Origin of the sequence: Idiomarina sp. 28-8 (genome assembly GCF_000320945.2) — a bacterium.
Classification (GTDB): Bacteria; Pseudomonadota; Gammaproteobacteria; order Enterobacterales; family Alteromonadaceae; genus Idiomarina; species Idiomarina loihiensis.
The window spans coordinates 553,820-578,633 of sequence record NZ_DF266789.1 but is presented as its reverse complement, the minus strand read 5'-3'; the positions used below and the strand labels follow the sequence as shown (position 1 = coordinate 578,633).

The following is a 24,814-nucleotide window of genomic DNA, read 5'->3' as shown; positions in this document are numbered from 1 at the left end:
GGTGGTATGCTAGCGTTTTTACAGCGTTTCGCCAATGCTTTTGAGTTGGGCACATGCTGGAGTTGCGGTTATTCTAAGGTGGCCGCTGCAAGCCTTTGCCCTTATTGCGAAGAAGCACTGCCGCGTTGGTATCCGCGTTGTTGTCAGCATTTGTCCGATATTGAACAGCATTTAGTGGCGGAGCAGAAGCCGTGCCGCTACTGGTACGGTGCATTGCGCTGGGAGCCGCAGGTACAACAGCTTATTACTCAGTTTAAATTTCGCTATAAAGCCGAGCTGGCCCCTTTACTGGCAAACCAGTTAGCGGCTCATTTACGCCTTTGCTATCGCGAAGAGCCACTGCCAGACTGCGTTGTTGCGGTACCTATGACGCAACAAGCCTGGCGTAAAAGAGGCTTCCACCAGACTGCGTTACTGGCGCGGCATGTGTCAGTGGCTCTTGAGTTACCTTACATTGCGGGCGGGTTACGTAAAATACGGGCCGTGCCCATGCAGCATATGGCATCAAGGGCATTACGCTGGGAGAACAGTCGGGGCAGCCAACTCGCTTTACAGGATTTTAGTGGCTGTACGGTAGCGGTTGTGGACGACGTGCTGAGTACCGGCGCCACTATGATGGCAGCAGCCGATGCGCTCTACAAAAAAGGGGCTAGAGCGGTGGATGCGTGGGCGGTTGTCTATAACCAGCACGACTAGAAACTGCAGGGCGTTTCGGTTACACTATACCCTAGTAATTTACTCAGGTATAAGCCGTGAGGTCAGTATTTATGATTCGTATTTCAGAAGCAGCGCAGTCCCACTTTAAGAAGCTATTAGCCGATCAGCCCGATGGCACGTGTATTCGTGTATTTGTGGTTAACCCCGGTATGGCAAACGCAGAGTGTGGTGTTTCTTATTGCCCGCCAGATTCGGTCGAGCCGGACGACGAGCGTCTGCCGTTTAATGGTTTTGACGCCGTAGTGGATTCAGGCAGTGCGCCTTTTTTAGAAGACGCCGCTATTGATTTTGAAGAGCAGGAAATGGGCTCTCAGTTAACCCTTAAAGCACCTAACGCCAAAGCGCGTAAAGTTGCCGATGACGCCCCATTAATTGAGCGGGTAGAGTACGTTATACAAGCTGAAATTAACCCGCAATTGGCTAGCCATGGCGGTCAGGTAATGATTTCGGAAATTACTGATGACGGCGTTGCTATTCTGCAATTCGGCGGTGGCTGTAATGGTTGCAGTATGATTGACGTAACGCTGAAAAACGGCATTGAAAAAGAGTTGCTTGAGCGTTTCCCGGAAGAAGTGAAAGGCGTGCGTGATATCACTGATCATGAGCCCGGAGAACACTCCTACTACTAGACCTTTCGATTATACAACTTAGTATCTTTCGATTTTTTAATGTTATAAAAATGTGATCCCTTGCACAAATAATGCTCGTAACGATATTTGCCTAATCAATACGAGGATTTAAATTATGCAAGGGATCAAAAAACTGGGTGTCATAGCGACATCGCTTTTTCTCATCACAGGTTGTGACTGGTTCGACAGTGACAATGACGATACTAACACACCACCTCCTGAAGCTGAATCAAGCTTTGTACGGGTACACCACACCTCTGCCGATTCACCCAACGTTAATGTTTTAGCAGGTGAAACCGCATTATTAGAAAATGTGCCTTACCATACATCTTCCGGCGTTCTGGAAGTTGATGCCGGTGACTATGACATTACGGTTCAGGGTATTTTACCCGATGAAAGTACTGTTGATGCTATTGGTCCGGCGTCCTTAACTTTTGCTGCTGATACTCGCTACGAAGTTTTTGCTGCCGGTCAGCTGGGTGACGAGTCTTTAGAGCCATTGGTTCTTTCTAACCCTGTATCGGATGTTGCGGCAGGTGAAAGCCGTATTCAGGTGGTACATGTTGCGTATGGTGCGCCGACTGTCGATGTGTATTTGACAACTCCGGACGCTGAGTTAAGCAGTGCCTCAGCTACTTTAACGCTTGCTTACGGCGAAGACAGTGGTCAGGTTGATGTGGAAACCGGTGACTACCGCATTCGTTTAACCGGTGCGGGTGACGATGCAGTAATTTACGACTCAGGAACCGTGAGCCTGGCTGACGGTGGTGATTATATTATTGCCGCAACCAATAATGTTGCTGCTAATTCTGCGAATTCACCCGTTACTCTGCAAGTGAGCGACGGTGAAACAACCACCTTAATCAATGATGCAGACGCTGGTGCGGATGTTCGCGTCGTGCACGCCGTAGCTGATGCACCGAATGTTGATGTGACATTAAACGATGCCGCCGATCCTCAAATTGCAGATCTGGCATTTTTAAGTGCGACAGATTACTTAAACCTGGAAGCCGCTGAATACAGTGTTGATGTTGCTGCCGCCGGAGGTTCTCCCGTAGTGCTTGAGGACCTGCCTCTGGAAGTAGAAAACGCAATGAGTTATTCAGTTTATGCTGTCGGTGAACTGAGTACTATTGGTCTGCAAGTGTTGACTGAAGAACGTCGCAGCGTGGCGACTGAAGCTAAAATACAGTTGGTTCATGCTGCACCCAGTGCCGGTAATGTTGATATCTACGTAACGGCAACAGACGACATTAGTGGCGCAGACGCTGCCTTTACCGATGTTCCGTTTGACGCAGAAGGTCTGGTGAGCACAGGTAATGTTGCTTTAACACCAGGTGACTACGTGGTTACTGTAACGGCAACAGGTACGCAGGACATTGCTATTCAGACGCCTTTACTGACATTAGAAGGCGGTGGCATCTATACGGCAGTTGCGGTTGATGCAACTGACGGAGGTTTGCCACCACAGCTTATCCTGATGGATGACCTGGCGAACTAAAGTATTTAAGCCAAATTGCCTGGGTAATACCACGCATGAATAAAAAGCCGCTGAGAGCTAACCACAACCCGTGGTTCTCCAGCGGCAATCCCGCCCACCATAAAGGCAGAAAGCCAATTAAAGCGCTTAATATCATCGTATTACGCATACCACGGCTGAACGATAAACCAATGAAAACACCGTCAAACCAATAGCTCCAGTGAGCAATGAGTGGCAACACCACTATCCATGGCAGGTAGTTTTCGGCAACCCGGATAATTTCAGGAATATCGGTAATAAGGCGAATAATTGCACTGCCGGCCAGGGCAAAAACCAACGTATAAACCACAGCAAAGAGTGATGACCAGAGCAAAGTAATTTTGCACCAGTAACGGATTTTATCGTAGCGCTTCTGACCTTTAGCTTCGCCAGCTAAAGCTTCCACAGAATAAGCAATGCCGTCTAAGCCCAGCGATATCAACATAAGAAATTGCATTAGTACGGCGTTAACCGCCACCATGGTACTGCCGTAGCGAGTGGCGTAGCCGGTCATGGTTGCCATACAGAGCTGCAGTATCAGACTGCGTATAAAAATATTACCGTTAACGCCTAAAAACTGACGCAGCTGCTGAAACTTCAGCTGCCAGTGGCGTAAGTGCCAGCCCAGCGCGCGGGCGGTCCAGTAGAAGCCGACAATAGCGGTCACCCACTCAGCACTAAGCGACGCCCAGGCGGCACCTTTTACATTCAGTCCAAAGCCGAGGATTAGTATCACATCCATCACCACATTCACGGCGTTGGTGATTATCACCAGAAGCATGGCTTTGCGGCTGTTTTGTCGGCCTAATAATACCCCCAGAGCGACCAGCGTTATCAGCGAAGCCGGTGCAGACCATAGGCGTATTTCGATGTAATCGCGGGCGTAGCCTTCGAGCTCGACAGAGGGGGCGATAACCCACATGGCTAAGTCATTAATTAAAGGGCTGGCAACCGCTATTAAAACACCTAAACCCAGCGCAATAATAATGCCGTTATTAAAGTGCTGGCGCTGAGCATGTATGTCATCGGCACCGTATGACTGAGCTATGTAACCGGTTGTGGCCATGCGCAGAAACACCGCCAGCAGATAGATAAAACTGACCACCATGGCACCAACGGCAACAGCCGACAAGTAGATAGCGTCCGGCAAATGACCTATGATGGCAGTATCGACCAGACCGAGAAGGGGCGCAGCAATATTGGAAATAATCATTGGCAGGGCAATCGCAAAAACGCGGCTGTGATCTGACAGCGAAAATCCAAACAGCTTGTGCATAACTATCCTTAAGTAAACTCGGTTAAAAACGGCTTTTATACTTTATCAGGAGTCAGTATGAAGATGTTGAACAAAATGACGTTGAGTGCCGCGTCGGGGTTATTGCTGGGGTGCTCACCCTTGGCTCAGGCAGGCAGCGCCGACAGTGTGGTGCTGCTGCAGTATCACCATGTGAGTGACTCAACTCCGGCTGTTACCTCTATTGACCCGGAGACTTTTCGTGAGCATCTGCAATACCTGCAGGAGCACAACTTTAACGTTATTGATATTACTGACGCTCGTGATGCCATTGAAAAAGGCGAAGAGCTTCCCGAAAAAGCCGTTGTTATAACCTTCGACGACGGCTACCAAAACGTCTATGAAAACGCTGTAAAGGTTCTGGAAGAGTTTGAAATGCCCTATACGGTGTTCGTTAACCCTGAGCTCTTGCGTAAGCACAGCGGCCATTACATGGGCTGGGAAGAGCTTAAAGAAATTCAGCAGAACGGGGCGACTATTGCTAACCACGGGCAGACTCACGCACACCTTATTCGCAAGCAGGAAGGTGAGAGTGGTGAAGAATGGCGCGAACGTATGCATTACGATGTTATTACCGCACAAGAAGCCATTGATGAGAACTTAGGCGAACAGCAGAAGTATTTTGCCTATCCTTACGGTGAGTACAACAACGAGTTGCGAGCTTTACTGGATGAATGGGGCTTTCTGGCCTTTGCTCAGCATTCAGGCCCATGGTCTAAGTGGAGTGAGGATACTGTTATTACGCGTTTTCCTGCGTCTGGTATCTACGCGAACTTAAATACGCTGAAAGCCAAGTTGAATTCGAAAGCCATGCCGGTAAGTGCTTACCAACCGGAAGAGCCTTTAGTCGCACATGAAAATAAGCGCCCAACGATTAGCGTAACGCTGGAAGCGGGCGATACACTAAACGATATGCGTACCGATGCGCTGCAATGCTTTGCCGGAGGTTCAGTCTTAAAACCTGAATGGGAAAGCGATACTCAGTTTAGTGTGACGCTTGAAAAGGACATTAACATTGGGCGCTCACGCGTCAATTGCACGGCACCCAGCGCATCAGAGTCTCGTTACTATTGGTATTCCGTAGCACTTATCCGTCCGAACGAGTCAGGCAGTTGGCCTGACTAATTGGCGATAATGGCAAAATCTTTTGCCAGTTGTTCCATGTCGACTACCGGTATTTCCCCACGTTGGTGGTCGGCATTAAATATCGCTTTACGGTGCCCGTTCGGGTTAACCAGAATAATAGCGGCGCTGTGGTTAACCAAGTAATTTTCCTCGCCTTCATCGGGAATGGAATACATTAAGCCTAAATCACGTACGAAAGGGAACAGCTCTTTGTGCTCGGCTCGCACACCAACAAAGTCGTCACCAAAATAGTTAACGTATTGAGTTAAACGTTCAATGTCATCACGCTGAGGGTCAACTGAAATCATCCAGACTTTCACCGGTTTAGACACTTCTTCCTGTAATGAAGGTAGCACCCCTTTGAGATCCGACATGGTGGTTGGGCAGATATCAGGACAGAAGGTATAACCGGTAAAGAGTAAGGTCCACTGACCTTTCAGTGCATCGTTTTCAATAGCGCCGTCGGCTGTGCTGTTTAACTTAAATGATTTTAACGCACGAGGCGGCTCATAAATTAAAGCTTCCGGCTTTTCTTCGGGCCAAAAGTTGTAAACTGCGAACCCTGCAGCAAGGGCGATAAGCGCAGCCAGCAGCGTAACGATACGACTCATGTCTTACTCCAGTTATACGTAATGATCGACCAGTAAAATCACAAACAGCAGCATGAGGTGCCAGATAGAGAAGGCAAACATGTTAAAGGCTGTTTTCTTGCTGGGCGAGTATTTCAACTTCCAGGCGTAAGCCAAGAAAATAGCATTAAGCACACTGACGCCGACCAGATAAATCATTCCTGTCATGCCAATTAAAAACGGCATAAGGCAAACCACGGTCAGCAAAACGGTGTACAGAAAAATACAGGTTTTGGTGAACTCAATACCATGGGTTACCGGCAGCATTGGCACTTTAGCGCGGGCATAATCTTTAGCGCGGTGTACCGCCAGAGCCCAGAAGTGGGGCGGGGTCCAGGTGAAAATGATCATCACCAGCAGTACCGCTGGCGCGTTAATTTCGTTGGTCACCGAGGTCCAGCCCAGTAACGGTGGTGCAGCACCGGCTAAACCACCAATAACAATGTTCTGCGGCGTTGCGCGTTTTAAGAACATGGTATAAACCACAGCGTAACCCACCATACTGGCAAAGGTTAACCAGGCAGTTAATGGATTAACCCAGGCATACAGGGTCACAAAACCAATGACACCTATAGATGCAGCGAACGTGGTGACTTTTGCAGGTGACAAATTTCCCTGAGGCAGCGGACGCCGAAGTGTGCGCGCCATTTTTGCGTCAATATGGCGGTCAACCAGGTGATTAATGGCGGCCGCAGCGGCAGACATGAGTCCAATACCAGTCAGCGCCGGCACTAGTACTTTCAGCGACACCAGTTCTTCAGTGGCCAGACACATGCCAACCACGGCGGTGAGTAACAGCAAGGCGACGACACGGGGCTTGGTCAGTTCAAGGTAGTCCCGCCAATGAGCGTTGCGCGTTTTTGTTATATTATTTGTGGCAACGGATTGCATAGTTTCAACTCCTCTACGCTTTTCTGGACAAGTTGTAGTTCAACGCGACCAGCGACAGCAACAATAAAGCCCCTACGGCATTATGTGCCACTGCATTCCAAAGCGGTAATTGAAAGACTACGTTACTAATACCCAGCAGAATTTGCAAAGATAATAACAAGCCAATAACAATTAATGAGCGCCGGAAAAAGTGCGACTTCGCTTTTCGCCAGCATTTAAAGAGTAGAGTACAAATCACTAAAAAAGTAATAATAGCGCCCACTCTGTGCATTACGTGCATAGTCATACGGTCGTTGTAGTCATGAGCACCGTATTGATAGGTGTCAGCCTCGGGTATGCTGAAGGCTCCGGCAAAGTCTAGCTGCGCCGTCCAGTTACCTTCGCAAAAAGGTAGCTCAGTGCAGGCTACGGCGGCATAGTTTGCAGCAACCCAACCACCTAAGGCTATTTGACCAATAACCACCAGTAGCGTAAAAAATGCCAGCCCCCGATAGCGCCTGAGTTCCGGGTCACCACCGGCCAGCCGAAATGACGACAGCCGCAGCGAGAGCAGATATAGCAGCGATATAACCGAAAAGCCGCCCAGCAAATGCCCCATGACTATGAGCGGTTGGAGGTTCATGGTAACTGTCCACATACCCAGAGCCGCCTGAAATATTACTAGCCCGAGAAGCAAAGTGGGCAATTTAACCGGAGTCGGGTAATGACTGTAGCGACGGCTTTTAACCCAGGAAATAATGGCAATGGTCAATATTAATAACCCCAGGGTGCCAGCAAAGTAGCGGTGCACCATTTCGTTCCAGGCTTTGGCGTGCTCCACAGGTGCATCCGGGAACCTAAGTTCCGCCTGCTGAATGTGCTCCTCCTGCGATGGTACCTTCAAAAAACCGTAGCAGCCGGGCCAGTCAGGACAACCCAGGCCTGCTTCAGTGAGCCGGGTAAAGGCGCCAAGAACAATAACGATAAAAGCAAAAAAAACACTAATTTTTACCAGTAAACGCATGTCATTTCCCTACCCAATTCTGGACAATTTAAGCAGTTTGCGAAGATCCGCCAGCACGTTTTTACCTTCCGTTATCATTTGCTCTTTGTCCTCATGGGTGGGGTAATACAGCATGACGTTATGCATCGGGTCGATAATAAACAAGGTGTTTTCGGGCAGAGCTGAAAGTTGTTCGATCAGTTCAGGCGTTACCAGCTGGGTAATATGCGGGGCACTATGATTAAAGCCAGCCTGAAGGCTTTCGCTTTGGTGCAACACTACAGGGGTTAGCCTATCGGTGTCTTTGCCAATAGCGACATCGATTTGGTTCATAACGTATAAAGCATTTTCGCAGGTGATTGCACAGTTCTGCGGGGCGATATATCCTACTTGCCAACCTTCTGGTAGCTGTTCGGCTTGTTGTTCTAAGGTAATGGTGGGTTGCAATAAAAAGCCTTTATTGGTTCCCGCCTCATACCAGTTTTGAGACAAAAAAAGCCACGCGGCCAAAACGGGGACTATAAAAGCAAGGAAAACAATAATCATGGAACGGCGAGAGCGATTCAGGGAGCTCATCGGGTCTCCTCTTTTTTTGGTTGTTTATTCAGTTTTATAACAGCAAATACAAAAATCACCAAGCACGCAATGGCCAGCGAAAACCACTGAACAGCGTAACCCTGATGTTTTTGCGGCGACATTACCTGGGGTTTCCAGTTACGTTGCCAACCCAGGGTGTCTGGTGATTTCAATAAAAAGGTGTAGTCGGTTAACGGAATGTCGAGTTCCTTACTAATGGCGTTAGGCTGAAACTCTTGTACTCGTATTCGGTCATCAGCTAACTCGGTTTCATAAGTATTACTGACAAATTTGTTGTTCGAGGGAAAGTACAGGTAGCCCGTAAGATTCTGTCTACTCTCGGGAATATCTATTTCGGGCAGTTCTTGCCGGGATGCAGGAGCAGGTACCCAGCCCATATTAACAGGAATGTAATTATTGGGTTTGGCGTCAGGGCGAAACAAGGCAATAACGTGATAGCCGACAATGCCATCGGTCATTTTATTATCGAGAAAAAAGACCGGTTGTTTAACAAATTCGCCTTCCATTTTGGCAAAAAGAAAGCGATCAGACTTAGAAGATATTGTTCCTAGCTGAGACAGTGCCGTTGCATCCCCTTTCGATTGTTGCTGTTCGTAATCGGAAAATAGCTTACGTTTTTCTTCCGCGCGCTCTAGTTGCCAAAAACCTAACTTGACCAACAGCGCAATTGTCAGCAGAGTAACTAAGGTAGCGATAAGAGGAAAACGTATGTTGGTCTTTTTTAAAATCATTATTGTACTACTGCTGGTTTATATGGTGGTGAATCTGTTCCGCGCACTGTTCAGTATGCTGCGGAACGACCCAAACAAGCCACCCATGTCCCATTATCTGGGGAAACGGGTGGGAGTAGCCGCTGTTATTCTGGTGATACTGATAGCGGCGACGGTTAGTGGCTTTTTACCTTTAAACCCGCGCCCCTATTAGACGGGGCGTTTTTTTAGAGTATGTAAACCACGACGAACAGGCATAACCAAACGACATCAACAAAGTGCCAGTACCAGCTGGTCGCCTGAAAAGCGAAGTGGTTATCTGGTGTAAAATGCCCCTTCAAAACCCTCAGGAACATGATGATAAGCATCACGGTTCCTAAGGTTACGTGCATACCGTGGAACCCGGTGAGCATATAAAAGGTGTTGCCATAAACACCGGAATCAAGCGTTAGATTTAAATCTTGGTAGGCATGCACATACTCAGCGCCTTGCAGATAGAGGAAAATGCAACCCAGAATAATGGTAACGCCCAGCATTGCGGTTAGCTGTTTACGTTTATTTTGTTCCAGGCCTGTGTGAGCAAAGTGACAGGTCACTGAACTGGCCAACAAAATAAGCGTGTTGATAGCCGGCAGACCATACCAACCCATAGCCTGGGTTTCAGTGCCGCCTGGTGTTTTTACCAACGGCCATTGCGCAACAAACTCTGGCCACAGAACCTCATTGGTCATAGCATTGTTACTGTCTCCTCCCAGCCACTGAACGGCAATAACGCGAGCGTAGAAAAGGGCACCAAAAAAAGCAGCAAAGAACATGACTTCGGAGAAAATAAACCAGCTCATACCTTGTTTGTAGGAGTCGCCGAGTTGGTTACTGTATTTACCGCTCATGGATTCGTTGATTTGGTCACGAAACCAACCAAAGAGCATGACGGCTATAACGACTAAGCCAATGGTCAATACAGTACTGCCATAACCATCCTGCTCTTTGCTCATATCAATAACAGTGTGTCCAGCGCCCCAGGCAATTAAGCCTAGCCCAACTGCACCAACAATTGGCCAGGGACTGGAAGCAGGAACATAATAACTTTGTTGTTCTGCCATAACGTCGTTTCCTTATTCTGTTTTTAACAGCTGAGCAATTGCTTCAGCCGACGTATTGGCTGTCATATCGTACAACGTGTATGACAGGGTAAATGTCGTAATATGATCGGGTATGTCCGGGTCCAGATAAAACTGCATTGGCATTTCTGTTTCAGCGCCGGCGGCCAGGGGTTGCTGGTTGAAACAAAAACACTCGACTTTATTCAGGTAAAGAGAGGCTTCCGCCGGCGCAACCGACGGAATGGCCTGAGTAATCATATTCGATGAAGTTGGGTTGCTAGCTAAGAAGTTAACAACTCTGGTCTCGCCTGGATGAACCTCTACTTGTTTTATTGAAGGTTCAAATTTCCATGGAAGACCTTTGGCATTGCGGGTTATAAACTGCACCCTGATGGTCCGGGACTCATCCACTTCGTTTTGTTGGTAGACCGCCGCTTCATTGCTGGTACGGCCGTTAAAGCCGGTCACTTCACAAAAAGCGTTGTAAAGTGGTACCAGCGCGAAGCCAAAAGCAAACATCCCGGCGACTGTCAGTAACAGTCGCTTAACCAGAATGCTGTTGTCAGGACGCTGAGACATAACTTATCACTCCACTTTTGGTGGTTTTTCGAAGGTGTGATAAGGCGCTGGTGACGGCACTGTCCATTCCAGACCTTCTGCACCTTCCCAGGGCTTAGCTGGCGCTTTTTCACCACCTCTGGCGCATTTTATTACTACCCACAGGAAGATAAGTTGCGACAGACCGAAGGCAAAGCCACCAATACTTGCTATTTGGTTAACGTCTGCAAACTGTGTTGCGTAGTCTGGTATACGGCGGGGCATACCGGCTAAGCCTGCAAAGTGCATTGGGAAGAACAGCACGTTTACGGAAATAAGCGATGTCCAGAAGTGCGTTTTCGCCAGCGTGGTGTCATACATATGGCCAGTCCATTTAGGTAACCAGTAATAGGCTGCTGCCATAATGGAGAAAATGGCACCTGTTACCAGAACATAATGGAAGTGGGCAACGACGAAGTAGGTATCGTGATACTGAAAGTCAGCGGGAATAATAGCCAGCATTAAGCCGGAGAAACCACCGATGGTAAACAGGATGACAAACGCCAGAGCAAACAGCATGGGAGTCTCAAATGTCATTGAGCCACGCCACATGGTGGCCACCCAGTTAAATATTTTAACCCCGGTGGGAACCGCTATGAGCATGGTGCAGTACATAAAGAAGAGCTCTGCGGCCACTGGCATACCGGTGGTGAACATATGGTGAGCCCAGACCAGGAAGGACAGTAAGGCAATGGCCGCCGTGGCATATACCATGGAGGAGTAGCCGAACAATCGTTTGCGGGCAAAGGCCGGGATAATTGCTGAAATGATACCGAAGGACGGTAAAATCATGATGTAAACTTCCGGATGCCCAAAGAACCAGAATATATGCTGGTACATCACTGGGTCACCACCGCCAGCGGCGTCAAAGAAACTCGTACCGAAGTATTTGTCGGTAAGCAACATGGTAACGGCACCCGCCAGTACTGGCATTACGGCAATAAGCAGAAAAGCCGTAATAAACCAGGTCCAGACGAACAATGGCATTTTCATGTAATTCATGCCCGGTGCGCGCATGTTCATAATAGTAACGATGACGTTAATAGCGCTCATAATGGATGAAATACCCATAATGTGTACTGAAAATACGAACAATGCCGTTGAATCCGAGCTGTAAGTTGTTGAAAGCGGTGCGTAAGCTGTCCAGCCAAATGCCGGGCCTCCACCTTCCATAAACAAAGAACCCAATAAAACCATGAAAGCAAAAGGTAAAATCCAGAAACTCCAGTTATTCATCCGGGGCAGCGCCATATCTGGTGCGCCAATCATCATGGGGATCATCCAGTTAGCCAAACCCGTAAAAGCAGGCATAACTGCGCCGAAAATCATAACCAGACCATGTACTGTGGTCATTTGATTAAAGAATTGTGGCTCAACAAGCTGCAGCCCAGGTTGGAACAGCTCGGCGCGGATGACCATCGCCATAGCACCGCCCACCAAAAACATGGTGAAACTTAGCCATAGGTACATTGAACCAATATCTTTATGGTTAGTTGTAAATAGCCAGCGACCAATACCAGACGGCTTATGATCGTGGTGTGTATCGTGATGTGTTTCTTCCACTACAGTGCTCATCACCGTCTCCTTATTGATTCATGACTTCGTTAATATCGGCGGCCTGAATCAGGTCTCCGGTATCGTTACCCCAGGCATTACGCTCATAGGTGATAACCGCGGCTAATTCGCGCATGGAAAGTTGACTTCCAAAGGCTTGCATTGCGGTGCCGGTAACGCCGTTAACGACGGTGTCGATGTGTTTATCTTTGGCTTCAGGATCCACTGCGATACCGGAACCCGCAAGTGCAGGGAAGGTGCCGTCAACGCCTTGACCGTTAGCCTGGTGACAAGCAGAGCAGGTACTGTTGTAAATTTTTTCACCGAGATCCATGAGTTCGTCTTCTGACATTTCCATGGCAAGCAATTCTTGTTCACGTTCCCGTGCCTTGCGTTGCTCTTCCTCTTTCTCAGTAATCCACTTTTCGTATTCAGCTGGTTCTTTAGCTATAACAACGACGGGCATAAAACCATGATCTTTACCGCAAAGCTCTGCGCACTGACCCCGATAAATACCCGGTTCATCGACCCTGGTCCAGGTTTCGTTAATAAAGCCCGGGTTAGCGTCTTTTTTTACGGCAAAGTCAGGAACCCACCAGCTGTGAATAACATCGTCCGATGTAACCAAAAAACGTACCTTCCTGTCAGTCGGAATAACCAGGGGACGGTCCACCTCCAGCAAGTAGTTCTCGCCTTTTTCAAACTGATTATTAATTTGCTCCTGCTGAGTGGCTAAACGACTAAAGTATTCAACATCGTTTTCAAAGTATTTGTAATGCCATTTCCACTGCGACCCAGTTATCTGAACCGTCACGTCTGCATCTGCCGTGTCTTCCATGGCAATGAGTGTGGTTGTTGCCGGCACAGCCATGCCTGCGAGAATAAGTAGAGGCACTATAGTCCAGGCAATTTCTACTTTGACGTTTTCGTGGAAATTTGCAGGTTTAGGGTTTTTCGACTTCCGATGGCGGATTATCGAAATGAACATGAGACCAAATACAATCGCACCAATGACACAGCAGATGTAAAAGATAATCATATGGAGATCGTAAACTTGGTTACTCACTTCAGTGACACCTTGGGTCATATTGAGACGCGACTGAGCAACAGCCGGTAGACTCGTTAGCGCCAATAGTGCCCACAAAGGCTTCATTTTCACGTGGCTTCTCCTCTTATTCTTCAATGAGACAGCAAAGCAAGTTTTGCTAGCCTGAATTAGAAGAACAAAGAGGTAAGCAGAAAAAGGTACAGCTTCTCCCCAGAAATCGCTTTCTCTACTGACTCTTTGTTGTAGTTATCGTTATTATATTATTTTTATAATCGGGTACTGCATTTATTAACGAATTTACAACCAAAGATCCAGATCAAATCACGCGAACGAACAAAAAATAAGCGGATCTGTTAAAAAAAGGCTGCGAAAGCAGCCTTGGGGAAGAAAACACACTAACAAAGGTGGGGTTAGTGCAGGTGGGATGTCAGTGTGTTTTTATCAAACAGGAAATATTGTGTTTCACTTAATTTACTGGCCATTTTTGCACGCTGCCAGGTACGGCTGGAAACCGAATCGAGATAACCGATAACCATACTACTGGTACCTGCTAGTAAAGCCTGTTCCAGCGCCCATTCACAACGTTCGACAGAATGACTGCGTAACCAGCGGATTTGAGATTCAGCTACGCCACAGGCAATAAGTTGCTGAATGACGTTTTTATCGCCACCAATAACTGTTATCCACTGGCTCGGTTTTTGTTGCAAAGCCCGCTGTACAACCGGAGACAGGCTATCGACGTCAAATGAATCCTGACTGCGTTTCGCGTCTACAGGGAAAGGCGACACCGGCGCTTCGGCAGTCCACAAACCCGGGTGATGTAGTTTTTGCTGATATTGAGTTTTCATAAGGTCGCTCCGTTTCTGATCACACCCACCGCAAGCCCTTCAATGGCAAAAACTTGCTCGGCAAGGTTGACAGTAATGGTAGAGAAATCTTCATTTTCAGGATGAAGCAAAATAGTTTTTCCGCGCTGTTCAAAACGCTTTACAGTGACTTCGTCTTCAACTCGTGCAACGACTATTTGTCCGTTACGTGCTTGTTCGGTTTTATGTACAGCCAGTAAGTCACCGTCTAAAATGCCAATGTCTCTCATGCTCATACCGTTTACTTTAAGTAAGAAACTGGCGGCTGGATGAAACAGTGATTCGTCAATTTTGTAATGGCCTTCAACGTGTTGTTCAGCCAATAAAGGTTCACCTGCTGCAACCTGGCCGATTAACGGCAGGCCATCGGCGATATCGTAGTCATCGCCGACAAGGCGAATACCGCGCGACATGCCGGGGAGTATTTCGATAACGCCTTTACGGGCCAGCGCTTTCAGGTGCTCCTCCGCAGAGTTGGCAGAGCGGAAACCCAGCTTATGGGCAATTTCGGCACGGGTCGGCGGCATACCGGTTGCGTGCAGATTATCCTTAATAAGCTCAAGAATTTCAGATTGTCTTGGTGTTAACGGGCGCATAATGTACCTGTTTATTTGTACAGTGATACTGTGAGTATATACAGGTAAATTGATTTCGCAAGTAATTTCTTGAACGACATTTTTACACGAAGTTGGTATCCTGTATTTCTGTTTAAAACAGAGGTCTCTATATGAAAGGAATAAGCCGCTTTTTCCCAATTTTTAAATACCCGTTACGCTGGTTAACGCGCTTTCAGGAAATTTGGGATGGCACTGAAGAAGAGCATTCAGCAACTGTTGGCAAGCCAATTGTTTATGTAATGCGTTCAACCTCTAAAGCGGATCTATCAATTTTACAGCGGGCGGCGCACAAGCGTGGCTTGCCAGACCCTGTCGACCCTCTTGTGGTTAATGGTAAAACCTATAACCGAATCATGTATCTGGAAGAATTGGCGAATGAGGTCTCGGATCAAACGGTGTCCGAATTTCACCAGTTATTAACCCTGCACAAAGACCAGCCGGAGCTGGATGTTCAACTGATACCTGCGGGCGTATTCTGGGGCCGCCAGGCCGGAGAAGAAGCGCATGCCGGTAATACTATGACCGGTGACTTAGATAACCCGGGCCATTGGCGTAAATTCTGGCTGGTATTTTTTTCTGGTCGACAAGTGTTACTGCGCTTCTCACGTTCGGTGAGCCTGGGCACTATGGCGCGTGACCACGGAACAGATATGCGTATTGCGCACAAATTGGCGCGGGTAGCGCGAGTTCATTTCGTTCGTATGCGCCATGCTGTTGCCGGCCCTAAACTGAGTCAGCGCAAAGAGTTGATGTCAGCACTCATTAATACCCCGGCGCTAAAAAAAGCGGTATCGGATGAAGCCAGAGGTAAGAAAATCAGTGAAGAAGCCGCCCGCAAGCGCGCTTTATCTTATATCGATGAAATAGCCGCCAACTATAATTCAACACTTATCCGGGTGTTAGATCGTTTTATGGCCTGGATGTGGAACCGGATTTACAACGGCATTCATGTAAAAGGAGGGGATACGATTCGACGACTGGCGCAACAAGGACACGAAGTTATCTATGTGCCTTGTCATCGAAGCCATATGGACTACTTGCTGCTTAGCTACGTTATTTATAAAGAAGGCCTTGTGCCGCCGCATATTGCGGCTGGCGTGAACCTTAATTTTTTCCCTGTCGGTGGCATTTTCCGCCGTGGCGGCGCGTTCTTTATTCGCCGCAGCTTCCGGGGTAACAAACTGTACTCCTCCGTTTTTCGCGAATATTTGTGCTGGTTGTTCCAAAAGGGTTACCCGGTGGAATACTTCAGTGAAGGCGGCCGCTCCAGAACCGGCCGCTTATTACCGCCTAAAACCGGTATGCTGGCAATGACAGTGCAGGGCATGTTGCGTGACCAGCAACGCCCAGTATCGCTGGTGCCAGTGTACCTTGGTTACGAGCATATTATGGAAGTGGCTACTTACCTGAAAGAGCTTAAAGGTAAGGACAAAGAAAAAGAGTCGGTTTTTCAAATTCTGAAAACCGTGGCCAAGCTGCGCAATTTTGGCCAGGGCTTTGTGACTTTCGGTCAGCCTATTAATTTAAAACACCATTTGGACAAAGTGGCGCCTAACTGGCATGAGTCGGTCACGCGAGGGGCACAGGAACCGGAACGCCCGGGCTGGTTGAACCCGGTGGTAGGTGGTTTAGCCGAGCAAGTTATGCAGGGCATTAACGATTCAGCGGCGGCAAACAGCGTTAACCTTACCGCATTGGCGCTACTGAGTTCAGAGCACCACGCGCTGATGAAAGAAGAGTTGTTGGCTCAACTGGAGGTTTATCTGGGCGTGCTGCGCGAAGTGCCATACAGCAATATGATGAGCGTGCCGGAGGAGACACCGGAAGAGCTTTGGCAACAGGCACTGCGCACCGACAAATTTACGGTTGATAGCGACACCATGGGTGAAGTCGTGTCGCTGGAGCGCATGACAGCCATAGCAATGACGTATTACCGGAATAACATTCTTCATTTGATGGTCGTTCCCGGTATTGTTGCGTCAATTATCATGGCTAAGAAGAAAGTCAGCGTGGCCGAAATTGCGGCGCGGACGCAGGCAATTTATCCGTCGTTAAAAGCCGAGCTCTATTTGAGTCATAATGTTGAAGACTTACCGCTCTGGACGGAAGCTCTTGCTGAAGAGTTGGCGCGACAAAAGCTAATTACTCTGGAAGACGGTGTTTGCACCATAGCGCAACGGGAAAGTGCGCAGTGGTATCGGCTGAGGTTATTGGCCAACAGTGCCAGCGAAACCTTGCAGCGTTATTGTATTGTACTTGAGTTGCTGCAACAGGCGCAGCCTATTATGCGGGCAGATCTCGAAAAGCAATCTATTACCCTGGCCGAACGCTTAAGTTCAATTCACGGTATTGACGCCCCGGAATTTTACGATAAGAAAGTTATGTCGACGCTGATTGCCAGTTTAAAACAGCAAGGTCTGGTAGAAATTAATGACGACGGCCAGCAAATTGCTGCCGAGCCGGTGGGCGAGCTCAGCGATCAGGTCGATGAGCTCATTGACGGCCCTGTGCTACAAACCATTCGTCAGTCGGTTGAGCAGTTTGTTCAGCAGCTAAAAGAGCAGGCAGAACATGAACAAAAAGAAGCACCCAAAGAAGAGCAAAAGCCGACTGAGAGTAATCAGAACCAGTAATGCACGGCTAAGCCAATAGCGAATACCATGCCAATATAATGGTTATGCAGAAAAGCCTGGAAGCACTTTCCGGGCTCTCTGTGCCGTATTAACCAGTGCTGGTAAGCAAACAACAGAAAAATAGCCGCTAATGCCAGCCACACCCAAAGTTCAACGGTAATTAAGTGCAATATCCAGCCCAATAAGGCCAGAGTCGCGAGTTGCAACAGGCCAATAGCCAGACGGTCGAAGCGGCCAAACAAAATTGCCGTGCTCTGCAGGCCTATCTTTAAGTCGTCTTCGCGGTCCGCCATGGCGTATTCGGTATCGTAGGCGACCGTCCAGAGAATATTGGCAAGAAATAGTAAGCCAGCAATAAACCATTGGTCAGACTCTAGTGCGGTAAAGGCCATGGGAATGCCGAAACTAAAGGCGATGCCCAGCACTATTTGTGGCAAATGCGTCCAGCGTTTACAAAACGGGTAAAGTGCCGCTACGCCGGCAGCGAAAAAGCTGAGCATGACCGTTTCAGTGTTCAGCTGCATAACCAACCCGAAGGCAATGGCTAACAGCGCGATGAAGCCTATCATTGCTTCAGTTGCCGATATTCTTCCCGCCGGGATAGGACGCTGACGGGTGCGGCGTACGTGACCGTCATAATTGCGGTCGGCAAAGTCGTTAATAACACAACCGGCAGAGCGCATGACAAAAGTACCGAGCAAAAATATGACAACTATACGCAGGGGCGGCTCGCCGGCTCCGGCTATCATGAGTGCCCATATAGTTGGCCAGGCAAGTAGATAGGTACCAATGGGTCTGTCCGCACGCATTAACTGCCAAAAAGCGACTAACTTTTGCATACTAACTCTTGTTATTCGGCGAAGAGTACAGTGGCGAGGGCTGCAGAAATACTTCACTGACTAACAGTTGCTCACCGCCCGTTGAAAATATTCGGCGTCTGCTGAGCAGCCTCTGGTTTATCCCAAACCACTGCTGATTAAGCCGAGCAACCGGGTGTTCCAGAGCAACTTTTGCCACTTCTATGTCTCCGCAGTATAAATCGCTACGGGCAAATAAAGACTCGCCCAATGACTGATTCCCCAGTTGTTGTAAATTCAGTGTATTGGCGTTTTCGGCGCTGGGAGAAAATAGACTGCGCGCAAAAACCCAAGGCTTTTCATTACAGTATAGTAGAACTTCACGGATAACGGCTTGGTCTTTACCTTTTAACCTTTGCTTTTCTTCCGTGTTAGGGGCAAGTAACTGCTGACCGAGTAACTTAACGGAGAACTGCTGACCTATCTGCTTCAGGCGTTCTGTAAGTGAACCCTCGTATAGCAGCCAGTCGGCTTGTGTTGGGGTTAATTCAAGTTGTTCAGGCGGTGTCCATTGTAGCGCTTTGCTAACTGGAAAAGCCGGGGTAGCGTAAAACTCTGTTGTCATTTGTGTTGGCGTTATTAAGCTCTGTCGCTATGATAGCAGAGAGAACTTAATTGAACAACAATCGGGCCGGGTAGGGCTATGAAACTTCTGATAACAGTATTCGCCAGTATTTTTCTTTGGTTCAGCAGTGTAACGGTAGCGTCGGCAGACGACGTTTCGTACTACGGTTTTGAGCCTGATATCACCACCAATTACCTGAAAGAAGGCAACGATTACCGCTTGGGCTTTATTCGGGTTGCTATTGAAGTGATGGTGCCGGATCCCAGTTACGTTAGTGTGGTAGAGCACCATGCGCCTTTGTTGCGTAATGCCTTTGTGACAATTTTAAGTACCGCGACCGAACGTCAGGTGCGAACCATGACGGGACGCGATCAACTTCGTTTAAAATGTATAGAAAGAGCAAAAGAACTGATGCAGCAGGAAACCGGCAATCCGGTTATCCGCGATGTTCTTTTCACCAAGTACATTTATCAGTGAAGCTGCCGCATTTTAGGGTTTAACCAACGCACTACCAAGCCTGCGAAACAGCCAGAAAGCAGCCCGGCCAGATGGGCTTCGTTAGCAACATTAACCCACAGCATGTCGGTGTAGCCAATTACTAACCACAGCAGCATAAAGATAATGAGCCCCGGTGGCAGATAAAGCGGCGTGGGGCGGTTGAAGCTGTATATCCAGCAGAAGCCAAGCAAGCCATAGACCACACCGGACAGCCCACCAAAGTTAGGGCCATTGAAAAGGTACTGAATAACGTTTGCAGTAATACCGCAGAATAACAGCAGAGCCAGTAACCAGGATATTCCCAGAGAACGTTCAATACGACCGCCCAGATACCACCACCAGAAAATATTAAATACCAGGTGAAGCAGCGTAAAGTGCATCAGCACCGGGGTAATAAAGCGCCAGGGTTGATCATAGGGAAGCGCCGAAAAATATTGGCTGATTCTCAGTGTTTCCAGCACCGCTTCGGGGTACATTTGCACCATCCCGAACACCAGCAACGCCATAGCCGCGACAATTCGGGTTAGCCAACCGCTTTGCTGTAGCAAACTAAAAGACAGTGATGATGAACCTCGTTCCGAAGTTCGCTGTTCCTTTACGGGCTCAGCGGCAAGTTCGGGGTTATCTTTAAACTGTTGAATCAGTGTTTTAGCGGCAGCCTCATAACTGCTCTGATGTAACCACAATTCCAATTGCTCACCGCGTTCGGTAACGCTGACTGGCATGCCTTGCTGACGTAAATACTGATACAGCTTGTGCATCCAGTCTGAGTCGCGGCTGCTGAGCAATCGTCGCATGGTTTACTCCCTTTCGGTATGTTCTGGAAAAGACATGGACCAGGCCGTGTAACCGCCATCCATGCTGTGTACATCAGTGAAGCCGTTGCCTGCTATGTAATCAGCAGCACCCTGACTGCTAATGCCATGGTAGCAAACCACAATTACTTTTTGGTTTTTATCAACCGAACTCAGGAACTGCGGCAGGTTGCTGTTATCCAGGTGTTGAGCGCCTGGAATGTGGCCCGCAGCAAAGGACTGCGGGTCACGAATATCAACAAAAACCGCATCGCCATTTTGCCAATGCTCAACGGCGATGGGTAATTCCATTAGCTGATAATTGCTCATTTACGCATTAATCCCAGTTCAGTATGACTTTGCCGGACTGGCCTGAAATCATGGTTTCAAAGCCTTTCTCGAAATCATCAATAGGCATTTCGTGAGTCAAAATTGGAGAAATATCCAGACCCGACTGCAGCAAGCTGGCCATTTTGTACCAGGTTTCAAACATCTCGCGCCCGTAAATGCCTTTAATGACCAAGCCTTTAAAAATGACCTGATTCCAGTCTATAGCGATGTTTTCCGGCGGAATGCCCAGCATGGCAATTTTGCCACCGTGGTTCATGGTTTCCAGCATTTGTGAAAACGCGGACGGAACACCAGACATTTCCAGACCCACATCGAAGCCTTCTTTCATGCCTAGTTCTTTCATAACGTCAGAAAGTTTTTCTTTGCTAACGTCCACTGCGCGGGTTACACCCATTTTACGAGCTAAGTCCAGGCGGTATTCGTTTACGTCGGTAATAACCACGTGGCGCGCGCCAACATGCCGGGCAACGGCTGCTGCCATAATACCAATAGGGCCAGCACCGGTAATCAGCACATCTTCGCCCACCAGGTCAAAAGCCAGGGCGGTGTGAACAGCATTCCCAAATGGGTCGAATACGGCTGCCATTTCATCAGTAACGTCATCTGGCAGTTTAAAAGCGTTTTCAGCTGGCAGTGCCAGGTATTCTGCAAAAGCACCCGGACGATTCACACCCACACCATAGGTATTGCGGCACAAGTGACGACGGCCAGCGCGGCAGTTACGACAGTGACCACAGGTAATGTGGCCTTCTCCGGAAACACGGTCGCCAATTTCAAAACCGCGAACACCGTCGCCCATAGCGGCAACCTCACCGACATATTCGTGACCCACCACCATAGGAACAGGAATGGTTTTCTGCGACCAGTCGTCCCATTTATAAATGTGAACATCGGTACCGCAAATGGCGGTTTTCTTAATTTTAATCAGCAAATCGTTGTAGCCGCACTCCGGTTTCTCAACGTCGGTCATCCAGATGCCGGGTTTTGCGTGCAGTTTTGATAAAGCTTTCATTCTTTACTCCTTAAATCACACCCAGCTCTTTACCAATACGGGTAAAGGCTTCAATGGTGCGATCCAGTTGTTCACGTGTGTGTGCCGCAGACATCTGCGTGCGGATACGAGCTTTGCCTTTAGGAACGACAGGGAAGGAAAAGCCGATCACATAAATATCTTCTTCCAACAGGCGATCTGACATTTCTGACGCGAGTTTGGCGTCGCCGACCATAACAGGAATAATGGCGTGGTCTGCGCCGCTCAAAGTAAAGCCTGCGTTCGTCATTTGCTCACGGAAGTAGCTGGCGTTTTCCCACAGTTGGCTGCGCAACTTGCCGCCTTCTGCCAGCATATCCAGTACACGAATAGATGCCTGCACAATGGCAGGTGCTACTGAGTTAGAGAACAGGTAAGGGCGTGAACGCTGGCGTAACCAGTCAATAACTTCTTTCTTACCTGAAGTGTAACCACCAGAAGCACCACCCAGCGCTTTACCTAAGGTACCGGTGATAATATCAACACGGCCAATAACGTCGCAGTATTCATGTGTGCCTTTACCATTTTCGCCTAAGAAACCGGTGGCATGGCAGTCATCCATCATGACCAGTGCGTCGTATTTGTCGGCCAGGTCGCAAATACCTTTTAAGTTGGCAATAACGCCGTCCATTGAGAACACACCGTCGGTAGCAATTAATTTATGGCGCGCACCGTCTGCGTCAGCTTGCTTAAGTTGAGCCTCTAAGTCTTCCAGATTGTTGTTTTTGTAGCGGAAGCGTTTCGCTTTACTCAAGCGAATACCGTCAATAATGCTGGCGTGGTTGAGCTCGTCACTAATAATAGCGTCTTCGGGGCCCATTAGGGTTTCGAACAAACCGCCGTTGGCGTCAAAACATGACGAATACAAAATGGTGTCTTCTGTTCCTAAAAACTCGCTCAGTTTTTGTTCCAGCGTTTTGTGAATATCCTGAGTACCACAAATAAAACGCACTGAAGCCGTACCAAAACCGTGTTCGTCCAGACCTTGCTTGGCGGCTTTTATTAAGTCCGGGTGGTTTGCCAGACCCAGATAGTTGTTAGCGCAGAAGTTAAGTACCTTGCGGTTATTCACAGTAATTTCAGAGCTTTGGTCCGAACTGATAATACGTTCTTTCTTGTACAAGCCTTCGGCTTTGGTTTCGGCCAGTTGGTCGGCCAGTTGCTGATAAAAGGCTGAGCTCATTTTTTACTCCACTATTTGAAAACGTAAGTTACCCTCTAGTTTACTGATGTTAGTCGCAACTCGCATCCTTAATTTGAATATCGGGCTTTTGTTTAGTGTGCACTTGCGTGTACTCTTTAGGGCAAATGAAAAGCGTGCAAATAAAGTGCTTGCACAAATAACGGTTTAGGAGACTCTATGCACCGCCGAGCAATTTATCCGGGAACCTTTGATCCTATTACAAATGGCCATGCCGACTTAATTGAACGAGCCGCCAACTTGTTCAGTGAAATTGTTGTGGGTATTGCAGAAAGCCCCAGTAAAAAGCCGCTGTTTAGTCTGGAAGAGCGGGTTTTGCTGGCGCAGCAAGTGACTGAAAACCTCGATAATGTCACTGTCGTTGGCTTTTCCGGGCTGTTAGTGAACTTTGCCAAAGAGTACGAAGCAACAGTGCTTATTCGCGGGTTACGCGCGGTGTCTGATTTTGAATACGAATTTCAGCTAGCCAATATGAACCGACGTTTGGCGCCGAATCTGGAAAGCGTGTTTTTGACGCCGGCAGAGGAAAACTCGTTTATTTCATCTTCTTTAGTAAAAGAGGTGGCGCTGCATGGCGGCGACGTATCCGGTTTTACTGACGCCCGGGTGGCGTCAGCACTGGAACAGAAGTTTTCCGGTAAGCGTCCGGGTAAAAGTTAACCCCGCTTAACCAAAGGCTACGTGATAAAACACGATGCTCATCAGTACCGGACATAAATAACGGATATGCCAGCGTAACAAGGTTAAGCCGACACTACCCGCAGCAATAGCTTTTAGGTGATTGCTGCGGTGCCATAACCAGCCTACCACCAGCAAGTAGAATAACCCTGACAGCGGCAGCTGGAACTGTGTGACCGCAGTAACAACCCAGCCAAACAGCGGCTCAAAGAACAGAATCAACAGCAATGAAAACATCGCGATAACGCTCAGTGACAGGGCGGTTGCCACTGGTCGTTTCAGTTTGCGTTCTTCTATGCAGTAAGACACCGGTACTTCGGCCTGAGCAATGGTCGAGGTTAGAGCGGCAATACTCAGCAACATAAAAAATGCAAAAGCCACAAAAGGTCCGGCAATGCCCATGCTATTAAATAGCTCTGGCAGTACCGCAAAAATGAGCTGGCCTTCGCCAATGAGTTTAGAGCCTTCGCCGACATTAACGCCCAGGTGAATGCCTGCATACAGAGCAGGAATAATTAACAACCCTGCCAGAAAAGCGATAAAAGTATCCAGTGCAGCCACTGACAAGCTTAAACGACCTAAGTTAGCACCGGGCTTTAGATAGGAGCCGTATATCATCATGCCGCCCAAACCAATGGAAAGCGAGAAGAACGCCTGGCCCATAGCCGCCACTAAAATGCTGGTGTCAGTCATGAGGCTGAAGTCGGGGACAAGGTATTTTTTCAGGCCTTCGTCGGCGCCGGGTAAGGTCAGCATGTAGGCAATAAGCGCTACCAGTAAAACGACTAAGGTAGGCATCAGACGCTTTGACCAGCGCTCTATACCCTTTTCCACGCCCTGAAACACTACGTAAGCGGTGGCGAGTAAAAATACAGCGGTGAAAATTAAGTCGCGGGTTAGTGAGCTGTTCAGCAAAAATTCGGCAGCAACTTCAATACCAAAGCCACGAGCCAGAAAGCCTAAAGCGTGAACTAGCATCCAGCCGGCCACCACATGATAAAAGCTGAGCATTAAGCAGGAGCCCAGCACATTAAGGTAACCCATTAAGCGGCCAATAGGGCGGGCGCGTCCTTCGGACAGCTGCGTTAAGGAGCGAACCGGGTTCGCCTGCGCACTATGGCCTATCAGCATTTCGCTGTATAAAGCGGGTATGGCAAGTATAAAGATTACGCAAAGATACACCAGCAGGAAGGCGCCGCCGCCGTGGTTCGCAACCTGAGTAGGGAAGCCCCAAATATTTCCCAGGCCAACGGCAGAGCCCGCGGCTGCTAATATAAAGCCAATTCGGCTGTGAAAGGAGTCACGCATAAATGATCAGAAACCCACTGC

The 24,814-nt window shown here is 48.4% G+C and carries 27 protein-coding genes; 8 read left to right on the top strand and 19 right to left on the bottom strand.

Going from position 1 to position 24,814, the window contains the following annotated elements; genetic code table 11:
• The first annotated feature begins 6 nt into the window (after window positions 1–6).
• The 3 genes from RJ32_RS02910 (at window position 7) to RJ32_RS02900 (ending at window position 2,847) form a co-directional block, all read left to right on the top strand.
• The gene (locus RJ32_RS02910; RefSeq protein ID WP_034818921.1) at window positions 7–696 is read left to right on the top strand and encodes a ComF family protein; all 690 of its coding nucleotides are present in this window, start codon (window positions 7–9) and stop codon (window positions 694–696) included.
• Window positions 697–767: 71 nt separating this feature from the next.
• Window positions 768–1,346, top strand: a complete 579-nt coding sequence (gene nfuA, locus RJ32_RS02905) for a Fe-S biogenesis protein NfuA (protein WP_011233510.1) — start codon at window positions 768–770, stop codon at window positions 1,344–1,346.
• A gap of 115 nt (window positions 1,347–1,461) precedes the next feature.
• On the top strand, window positions 1,462–2,847 hold the full coding sequence (locus RJ32_RS02900) for a DUF4397 domain-containing protein (RefSeq protein ID WP_034818918.1): 1,386 nt from the start codon (window positions 1,462–1,464) through the stop codon (window positions 2,845–2,847).
• Here the strand turns inward: RJ32_RS02900 and RJ32_RS02895 are convergent.
• A complete protein-coding gene (locus RJ32_RS02895; protein ID WP_034818915.1) occupies window positions 2,819–4,141 on the bottom strand; it encodes an MATE family efflux transporter in 1,323 nt (440 codons plus the stop codon). The genes RJ32_RS02900 and RJ32_RS02895 overlap by 29 nt on opposite strands.
• A 57-nt stretch (window positions 4,142–4,198) precedes the next feature.
• Here RJ32_RS02895 and RJ32_RS02890 point away from each other — a divergent pair, with 57 nt between their 5' ends.
• On the top strand, window positions 4,199–5,284 hold the full coding sequence (locus RJ32_RS02890) for a polysaccharide deacetylase family protein (protein ID WP_051018719.1): 1,086 nt from the start codon (window positions 4,199–4,201) through the stop codon (window positions 5,282–5,284).
• On the opposite strand, the gene RJ32_RS02885 is transcribed toward RJ32_RS02890, so the two are convergent.
• Genes RJ32_RS02885 through RJ32_RS02865 form a run of 5 tightly spaced genes read right to left on the bottom strand, consistent with a single transcriptional unit; the run spans window position 5,281 to window position 9,114 of the window.
• Window positions 5,281–5,895, bottom strand: coding sequence for an SCO family protein (locus tag RJ32_RS02885; protein ID WP_034818912.1), 615 nt, complete (start codon window positions 5,893–5,895; stop codon window positions 5,281–5,283). The two genes, RJ32_RS02890 and RJ32_RS02885, sit on opposite strands and share 4 nt — an antisense overlap.
• A gap of 12 nt (window positions 5,896–5,907) precedes the next feature.
• The gene (gene cyoE, locus RJ32_RS02880) at window positions 5,908–6,804 is read right to left on the bottom strand and encodes a heme o synthase (protein WP_011233515.1); all 897 of its coding nucleotides are present in this window, start codon (window positions 6,802–6,804) and stop codon (window positions 5,908–5,910) included.
• 13 nt (window positions 6,805–6,817) lie between these two features.
• On the bottom strand, window positions 6,818–7,807 hold the full coding sequence (locus RJ32_RS02875; protein WP_034818911.1) for a heme A synthase: 990 nt from the start codon (window positions 7,805–7,807) through the stop codon (window positions 6,818–6,820).
• Between the two features lie 9 nt (window positions 7,808–7,816).
• Entirely contained in the window at window positions 7,817–8,362 is a 546-nt protein-coding gene (locus tag RJ32_RS02870) for a hypothetical protein (RefSeq protein WP_034818910.1), read from the bottom strand.
• The gene (locus RJ32_RS02865; RefSeq protein ID WP_034818907.1) at window positions 8,359–9,114 is read right to left on the bottom strand and encodes an SURF1 family protein; all 756 of its coding nucleotides are present in this window, start codon (window positions 9,112–9,114) and stop codon (window positions 8,359–8,361) included. The genes RJ32_RS02870 and RJ32_RS02865 overlap by 4 nt, the downstream gene beginning before the upstream one ends.
• Between RJ32_RS02865 and RJ32_RS02860 the strand changes: the two genes are divergently transcribed.
• Window positions 9,092–9,307 (top strand): DUF2909 domain-containing protein, encoded by a 216-nt coding sequence (locus RJ32_RS02860; protein ID WP_034818905.1) that lies wholly within the window; start codon window positions 9,092–9,094, stop codon window positions 9,305–9,307. The two genes, RJ32_RS02865 and RJ32_RS02860, sit on opposite strands and share 23 nt — an antisense overlap.
• 13 nt (window positions 9,308–9,320) lie before the next feature.
• Here RJ32_RS02860 and RJ32_RS02855 read toward each other — a convergent pair whose 3' ends face one another.
• The 6 genes from RJ32_RS02855 to lexA all read right to left on the bottom strand — a co-directional run bounded on the left by RJ32_RS02855 (window position 9,321) and on the right by lexA (window position 14,857).
• Complete coding sequence (locus RJ32_RS02855; protein ID WP_011233519.1) at window positions 9,321–10,196, bottom strand: cytochrome c oxidase subunit 3; 876 nt, start codon at window positions 10,194–10,196, stop codon at window positions 9,321–9,323.
• A gap of 12 nt (window positions 10,197–10,208) precedes the next feature.
• Window positions 10,209–10,775 carry a cytochrome c oxidase assembly protein gene (locus tag RJ32_RS02850; RefSeq protein ID WP_034818902.1) on the bottom strand — a complete coding sequence of 189 codons (567 nt, stop codon included), beginning with the start codon at window positions 10,773–10,775 and terminating at the stop codon, window positions 10,209–10,211.
• 6 nt (window positions 10,776–10,781) lie between these two features.
• Window positions 10,782–12,368, bottom strand: coding sequence for a cytochrome c oxidase subunit I (gene ctaD / locus RJ32_RS02845; protein WP_034818900.1), 1,587 nt, complete (start codon window positions 12,366–12,368; stop codon window positions 10,782–10,784).
• 10 nt (window positions 12,369–12,378) lie between these two features.
• Window positions 12,379–13,500: a cytochrome c oxidase subunit II gene (gene coxB, locus RJ32_RS02840; RefSeq protein WP_011233522.1), complete on the bottom strand. Its 1,122-nt coding sequence runs from the start codon at window positions 13,498–13,500 to the stop codon at window positions 12,379–12,381.
• 305 nt (window positions 13,501–13,805) lie between these two features.
• Window positions 13,806–14,243, bottom strand: coding sequence for a hypothetical protein (locus RJ32_RS02835; RefSeq protein WP_011233523.1), 438 nt, complete (start codon window positions 14,241–14,243; stop codon window positions 13,806–13,808).
• Complete coding sequence (gene lexA / locus RJ32_RS02830) at window positions 14,240–14,857, bottom strand: transcriptional repressor LexA (protein ID WP_011233524.1); 618 nt, start codon at window positions 14,855–14,857, stop codon at window positions 14,240–14,242. Before lexA ends, RJ32_RS02835 begins: the two co-directional genes overlap by 4 nt.
• Before the next feature lie 131 nt (window positions 14,858–14,988).
• Here lexA and plsB point away from each other — a divergent pair, with 131 nt between their 5' ends.
• Window positions 14,989–17,511 carry a glycerol-3-phosphate 1-O-acyltransferase PlsB gene (gene plsB / locus RJ32_RS02825; protein ID WP_034818898.1) on the top strand — a complete coding sequence of 841 codons (2,523 nt, stop codon included), beginning with the start codon at window positions 14,989–14,991 and terminating at the stop codon, window positions 17,509–17,511.
• Here plsB and ubiA read toward each other — a convergent pair.
• Window positions 17,499–18,350, bottom strand: coding sequence for a 4-hydroxybenzoate octaprenyltransferase (gene ubiA, locus RJ32_RS02820; protein ID WP_011233526.1), 852 nt, complete (start codon window positions 18,348–18,350; stop codon window positions 17,499–17,501). The genes plsB and ubiA overlap by 13 nt on opposite strands.
• Window position 18,351: 1 nt before the next feature.
• On the bottom strand, window positions 18,352–18,933 hold the full coding sequence (locus RJ32_RS02815) for a chorismate lyase (protein WP_034818895.1): 582 nt from the start codon (window positions 18,931–18,933) through the stop codon (window positions 18,352–18,354).
• Between the two features lie 78 nt (window positions 18,934–19,011).
• Between RJ32_RS02815 and RJ32_RS02810 the strand changes: the two genes are divergently transcribed.
• Window positions 19,012–19,410 (top strand): flagellar basal body-associated protein FliL, encoded by a 399-nt coding sequence (locus RJ32_RS02810; RefSeq protein WP_011233528.1) that lies wholly within the window; start codon window positions 19,012–19,014, stop codon window positions 19,408–19,410.
• Here the strand turns inward: RJ32_RS02810 and RJ32_RS02805 are convergent.
• Genes RJ32_RS02805 through RJ32_RS02790 form a run of 4 tightly spaced genes read right to left on the bottom strand, consistent with a single transcriptional unit; the run spans window position 19,404 to window position 22,789 of the window.
• Window positions 19,404–20,228 carry a rhomboid family intramembrane serine protease gene (locus tag RJ32_RS02805; RefSeq protein WP_011233529.1) on the bottom strand — a complete coding sequence of 275 codons (825 nt, stop codon included), beginning with the start codon at window positions 20,226–20,228 and terminating at the stop codon, window positions 19,404–19,406. The genes RJ32_RS02810 and RJ32_RS02805 overlap by 7 nt on opposite strands.
• A gap of 3 nt (window positions 20,229–20,231) precedes the next feature.
• The gene (gene glpE, locus RJ32_RS02800) at window positions 20,232–20,555 is read right to left on the bottom strand and encodes a thiosulfate sulfurtransferase GlpE (protein WP_034818893.1); all 324 of its coding nucleotides are present in this window, start codon (window positions 20,553–20,555) and stop codon (window positions 20,232–20,234) included.
• A gap of 7 nt (window positions 20,556–20,562) precedes the next feature.
• Entirely contained in the window at window positions 20,563–21,588 is a 1,026-nt protein-coding gene (tdh, locus tag RJ32_RS02795; RefSeq protein ID WP_034818892.1) for an L-threonine 3-dehydrogenase, read from the bottom strand.
• A gap of 10 nt (window positions 21,589–21,598) precedes the next feature.
• Complete coding sequence (locus RJ32_RS02790; protein ID WP_011233532.1) at window positions 21,599–22,789, bottom strand: glycine C-acetyltransferase; 1,191 nt, start codon at window positions 22,787–22,789, stop codon at window positions 21,599–21,601.
• Between the two features lie 177 nt (window positions 22,790–22,966).
• On the opposite strand from RJ32_RS02790, the gene coaD reads away from it, so the two are divergent.
• Entirely contained in the window at window positions 22,967–23,467 is a 501-nt protein-coding gene (gene coaD, locus RJ32_RS02785; RefSeq protein WP_011233533.1) for a pantetheine-phosphate adenylyltransferase, read from the top strand.
• Window positions 23,468–23,473: 6 nt separating this feature from the next.
• On the opposite strand, the gene RJ32_RS02780 is transcribed toward coaD, so the two are convergent.
• A complete protein-coding gene (locus tag RJ32_RS02780) occupies window positions 23,474–24,793 on the bottom strand; it encodes a sodium-dependent transporter (RefSeq protein WP_011233534.1) in 1,320 nt (439 codons plus the stop codon).
• Window positions 24,794–24,814 lie beyond the last annotated feature (21 nt).

What these genes read in the sequence shown, in the direction of transcription:
- ctaD (WP_034818900.1), bottom strand. Translation starts at nt 12,368, where the DNA reads ATGAGCACTGTAGTGGAAGAAACACATCACGATACACACCACGATCAT.
- plsB (WP_034818898.1), top strand. Translation starts at nt 14,989, where the DNA reads ATGAAAGGAATAAGCCGCTTTTTCCCAATTTTTAAATACCCGTTACGC.
- RJ32_RS02805 (WP_011233529.1), bottom strand. Translation starts at nt 20,228, where the DNA reads ATGCGACGATTGCTCAGCAGCCGCGACTCAGACTGGATGCACAAGCTG.
- RJ32_RS02885 (WP_034818912.1), bottom strand. Translation starts at nt 5,895, where the DNA reads ATGAGTCGTATCGTTACGCTGCTGGCTGCGCTTATCGCCCTTGCTGCA.
- RJ32_RS02780 (WP_011233534.1), bottom strand. Translation starts at nt 24,793, where the DNA reads ATGCGTGACTCCTTTCACAGCCGAATTGGCTTTATATTAGCAGCCGCG.
- RJ32_RS02790 (WP_011233532.1), bottom strand. Translation starts at nt 22,789, where the DNA reads ATGAGCTCAGCCTTTTATCAGCAACTGGCCGACCAACTGGCCGAAACC.
- RJ32_RS02870 (WP_034818910.1), bottom strand. Translation starts at nt 8,362, where the DNA reads ATGAGCTCCCTGAATCGCTCTCGCCGTTCCATGATTATTGTTTTCCTT.
- RJ32_RS02855 (WP_011233519.1), bottom strand. Translation starts at nt 10,196, where the DNA reads ATGGCAGAACAACAAAGTTATTATGTTCCTGCTTCCAGTCCCTGGCCA.
- coxB (WP_011233522.1), bottom strand. Translation starts at nt 13,500, where the DNA reads ATGAAGCCTTTGTGGGCACTATTGGCGCTAACGAGTCTACCGGCTGTT.
- RJ32_RS02815 (WP_034818895.1), bottom strand. Translation starts at nt 18,933, where the DNA reads ATGACAACAGAGTTTTACGCTACCCCGGCTTTTCCAGTTAGCAAAGCG.
- RJ32_RS02860 (WP_034818905.1), top strand. Translation starts at nt 9,092, where the DNA reads ATGTTGGTCTTTTTTAAAATCATTATTGTACTACTGCTGGTTTATATG.
- RJ32_RS02835 (WP_011233523.1), bottom strand. Translation starts at nt 14,243, where the DNA reads ATGAAAACTCAATATCAGCAAAAACTACATCACCCGGGTTTGTGGACT.
- RJ32_RS02890 (WP_051018719.1), top strand. Translation starts at nt 4,199, where the DNA reads ATGAAGATGTTGAACAAAATGACGTTGAGTGCCGCGTCGGGGTTATTG.
- cyoE (WP_011233515.1), bottom strand. Translation starts at nt 6,804, where the DNA reads ATGCAATCCGTTGCCACAAATAATATAACAAAAACGCGCAACGCTCAT.
- RJ32_RS02910 (WP_034818921.1), top strand. Translation starts at nt 7, where the DNA reads ATGCTAGCGTTTTTACAGCGTTTCGCCAATGCTTTTGAGTTGGGCACA.
- coaD (WP_011233533.1), top strand. Translation starts at nt 22,967, where the DNA reads ATGCACCGCCGAGCAATTTATCCGGGAACCTTTGATCCTATTACAAAT.
- RJ32_RS02900 (WP_034818918.1), top strand. Translation starts at nt 1,462, where the DNA reads ATGCAAGGGATCAAAAAACTGGGTGTCATAGCGACATCGCTTTTTCTC.
- glpE (WP_034818893.1), bottom strand. Translation starts at nt 20,555, where the DNA reads ATGAGCAATTATCAGCTAATGGAATTACCCATCGCCGTTGAGCATTGG.
- ubiA (WP_011233526.1), bottom strand. Translation starts at nt 18,350, where the DNA reads ATGCAAAAGTTAGTCGCTTTTTGGCAGTTAATGCGTGCGGACAGACCC.
- lexA (WP_011233524.1), bottom strand. Translation starts at nt 14,857, where the DNA reads ATGCGCCCGTTAACACCAAGACAATCTGAAATTCTTGAGCTTATTAAG.
- RJ32_RS02875 (WP_034818911.1), bottom strand. Translation starts at nt 7,807, where the DNA reads ATGCGTTTACTGGTAAAAATTAGTGTTTTTTTTGCTTTTATCGTTATT.
- RJ32_RS02810 (WP_011233528.1), top strand. Translation starts at nt 19,012, where the DNA reads ATGAAACTTCTGATAACAGTATTCGCCAGTATTTTTCTTTGGTTCAGC.
- RJ32_RS02895 (WP_034818915.1), bottom strand. Translation starts at nt 4,141, where the DNA reads ATGCACAAGCTGTTTGGATTTTCGCTGTCAGATCACAGCCGCGTTTTT.
- RJ32_RS02865 (WP_034818907.1), bottom strand. Translation starts at nt 9,114, where the DNA reads ATGATTTTAAAAAAGACCAACATACGTTTTCCTCTTATCGCTACCTTA.
- nfuA (WP_011233510.1), top strand. Translation starts at nt 768, where the DNA reads ATGATTCGTATTTCAGAAGCAGCGCAGTCCCACTTTAAGAAGCTATTA.
- tdh (WP_034818892.1), bottom strand. Translation starts at nt 21,588, where the DNA reads ATGAAAGCTTTATCAAAACTGCACGCAAAACCCGGCATCTGGATGACC.
- RJ32_RS02850 (WP_034818902.1), bottom strand. Translation starts at nt 10,775, where the DNA reads ATGTCTCAGCGTCCTGACAACAGCATTCTGGTTAAGCGACTGTTACTG.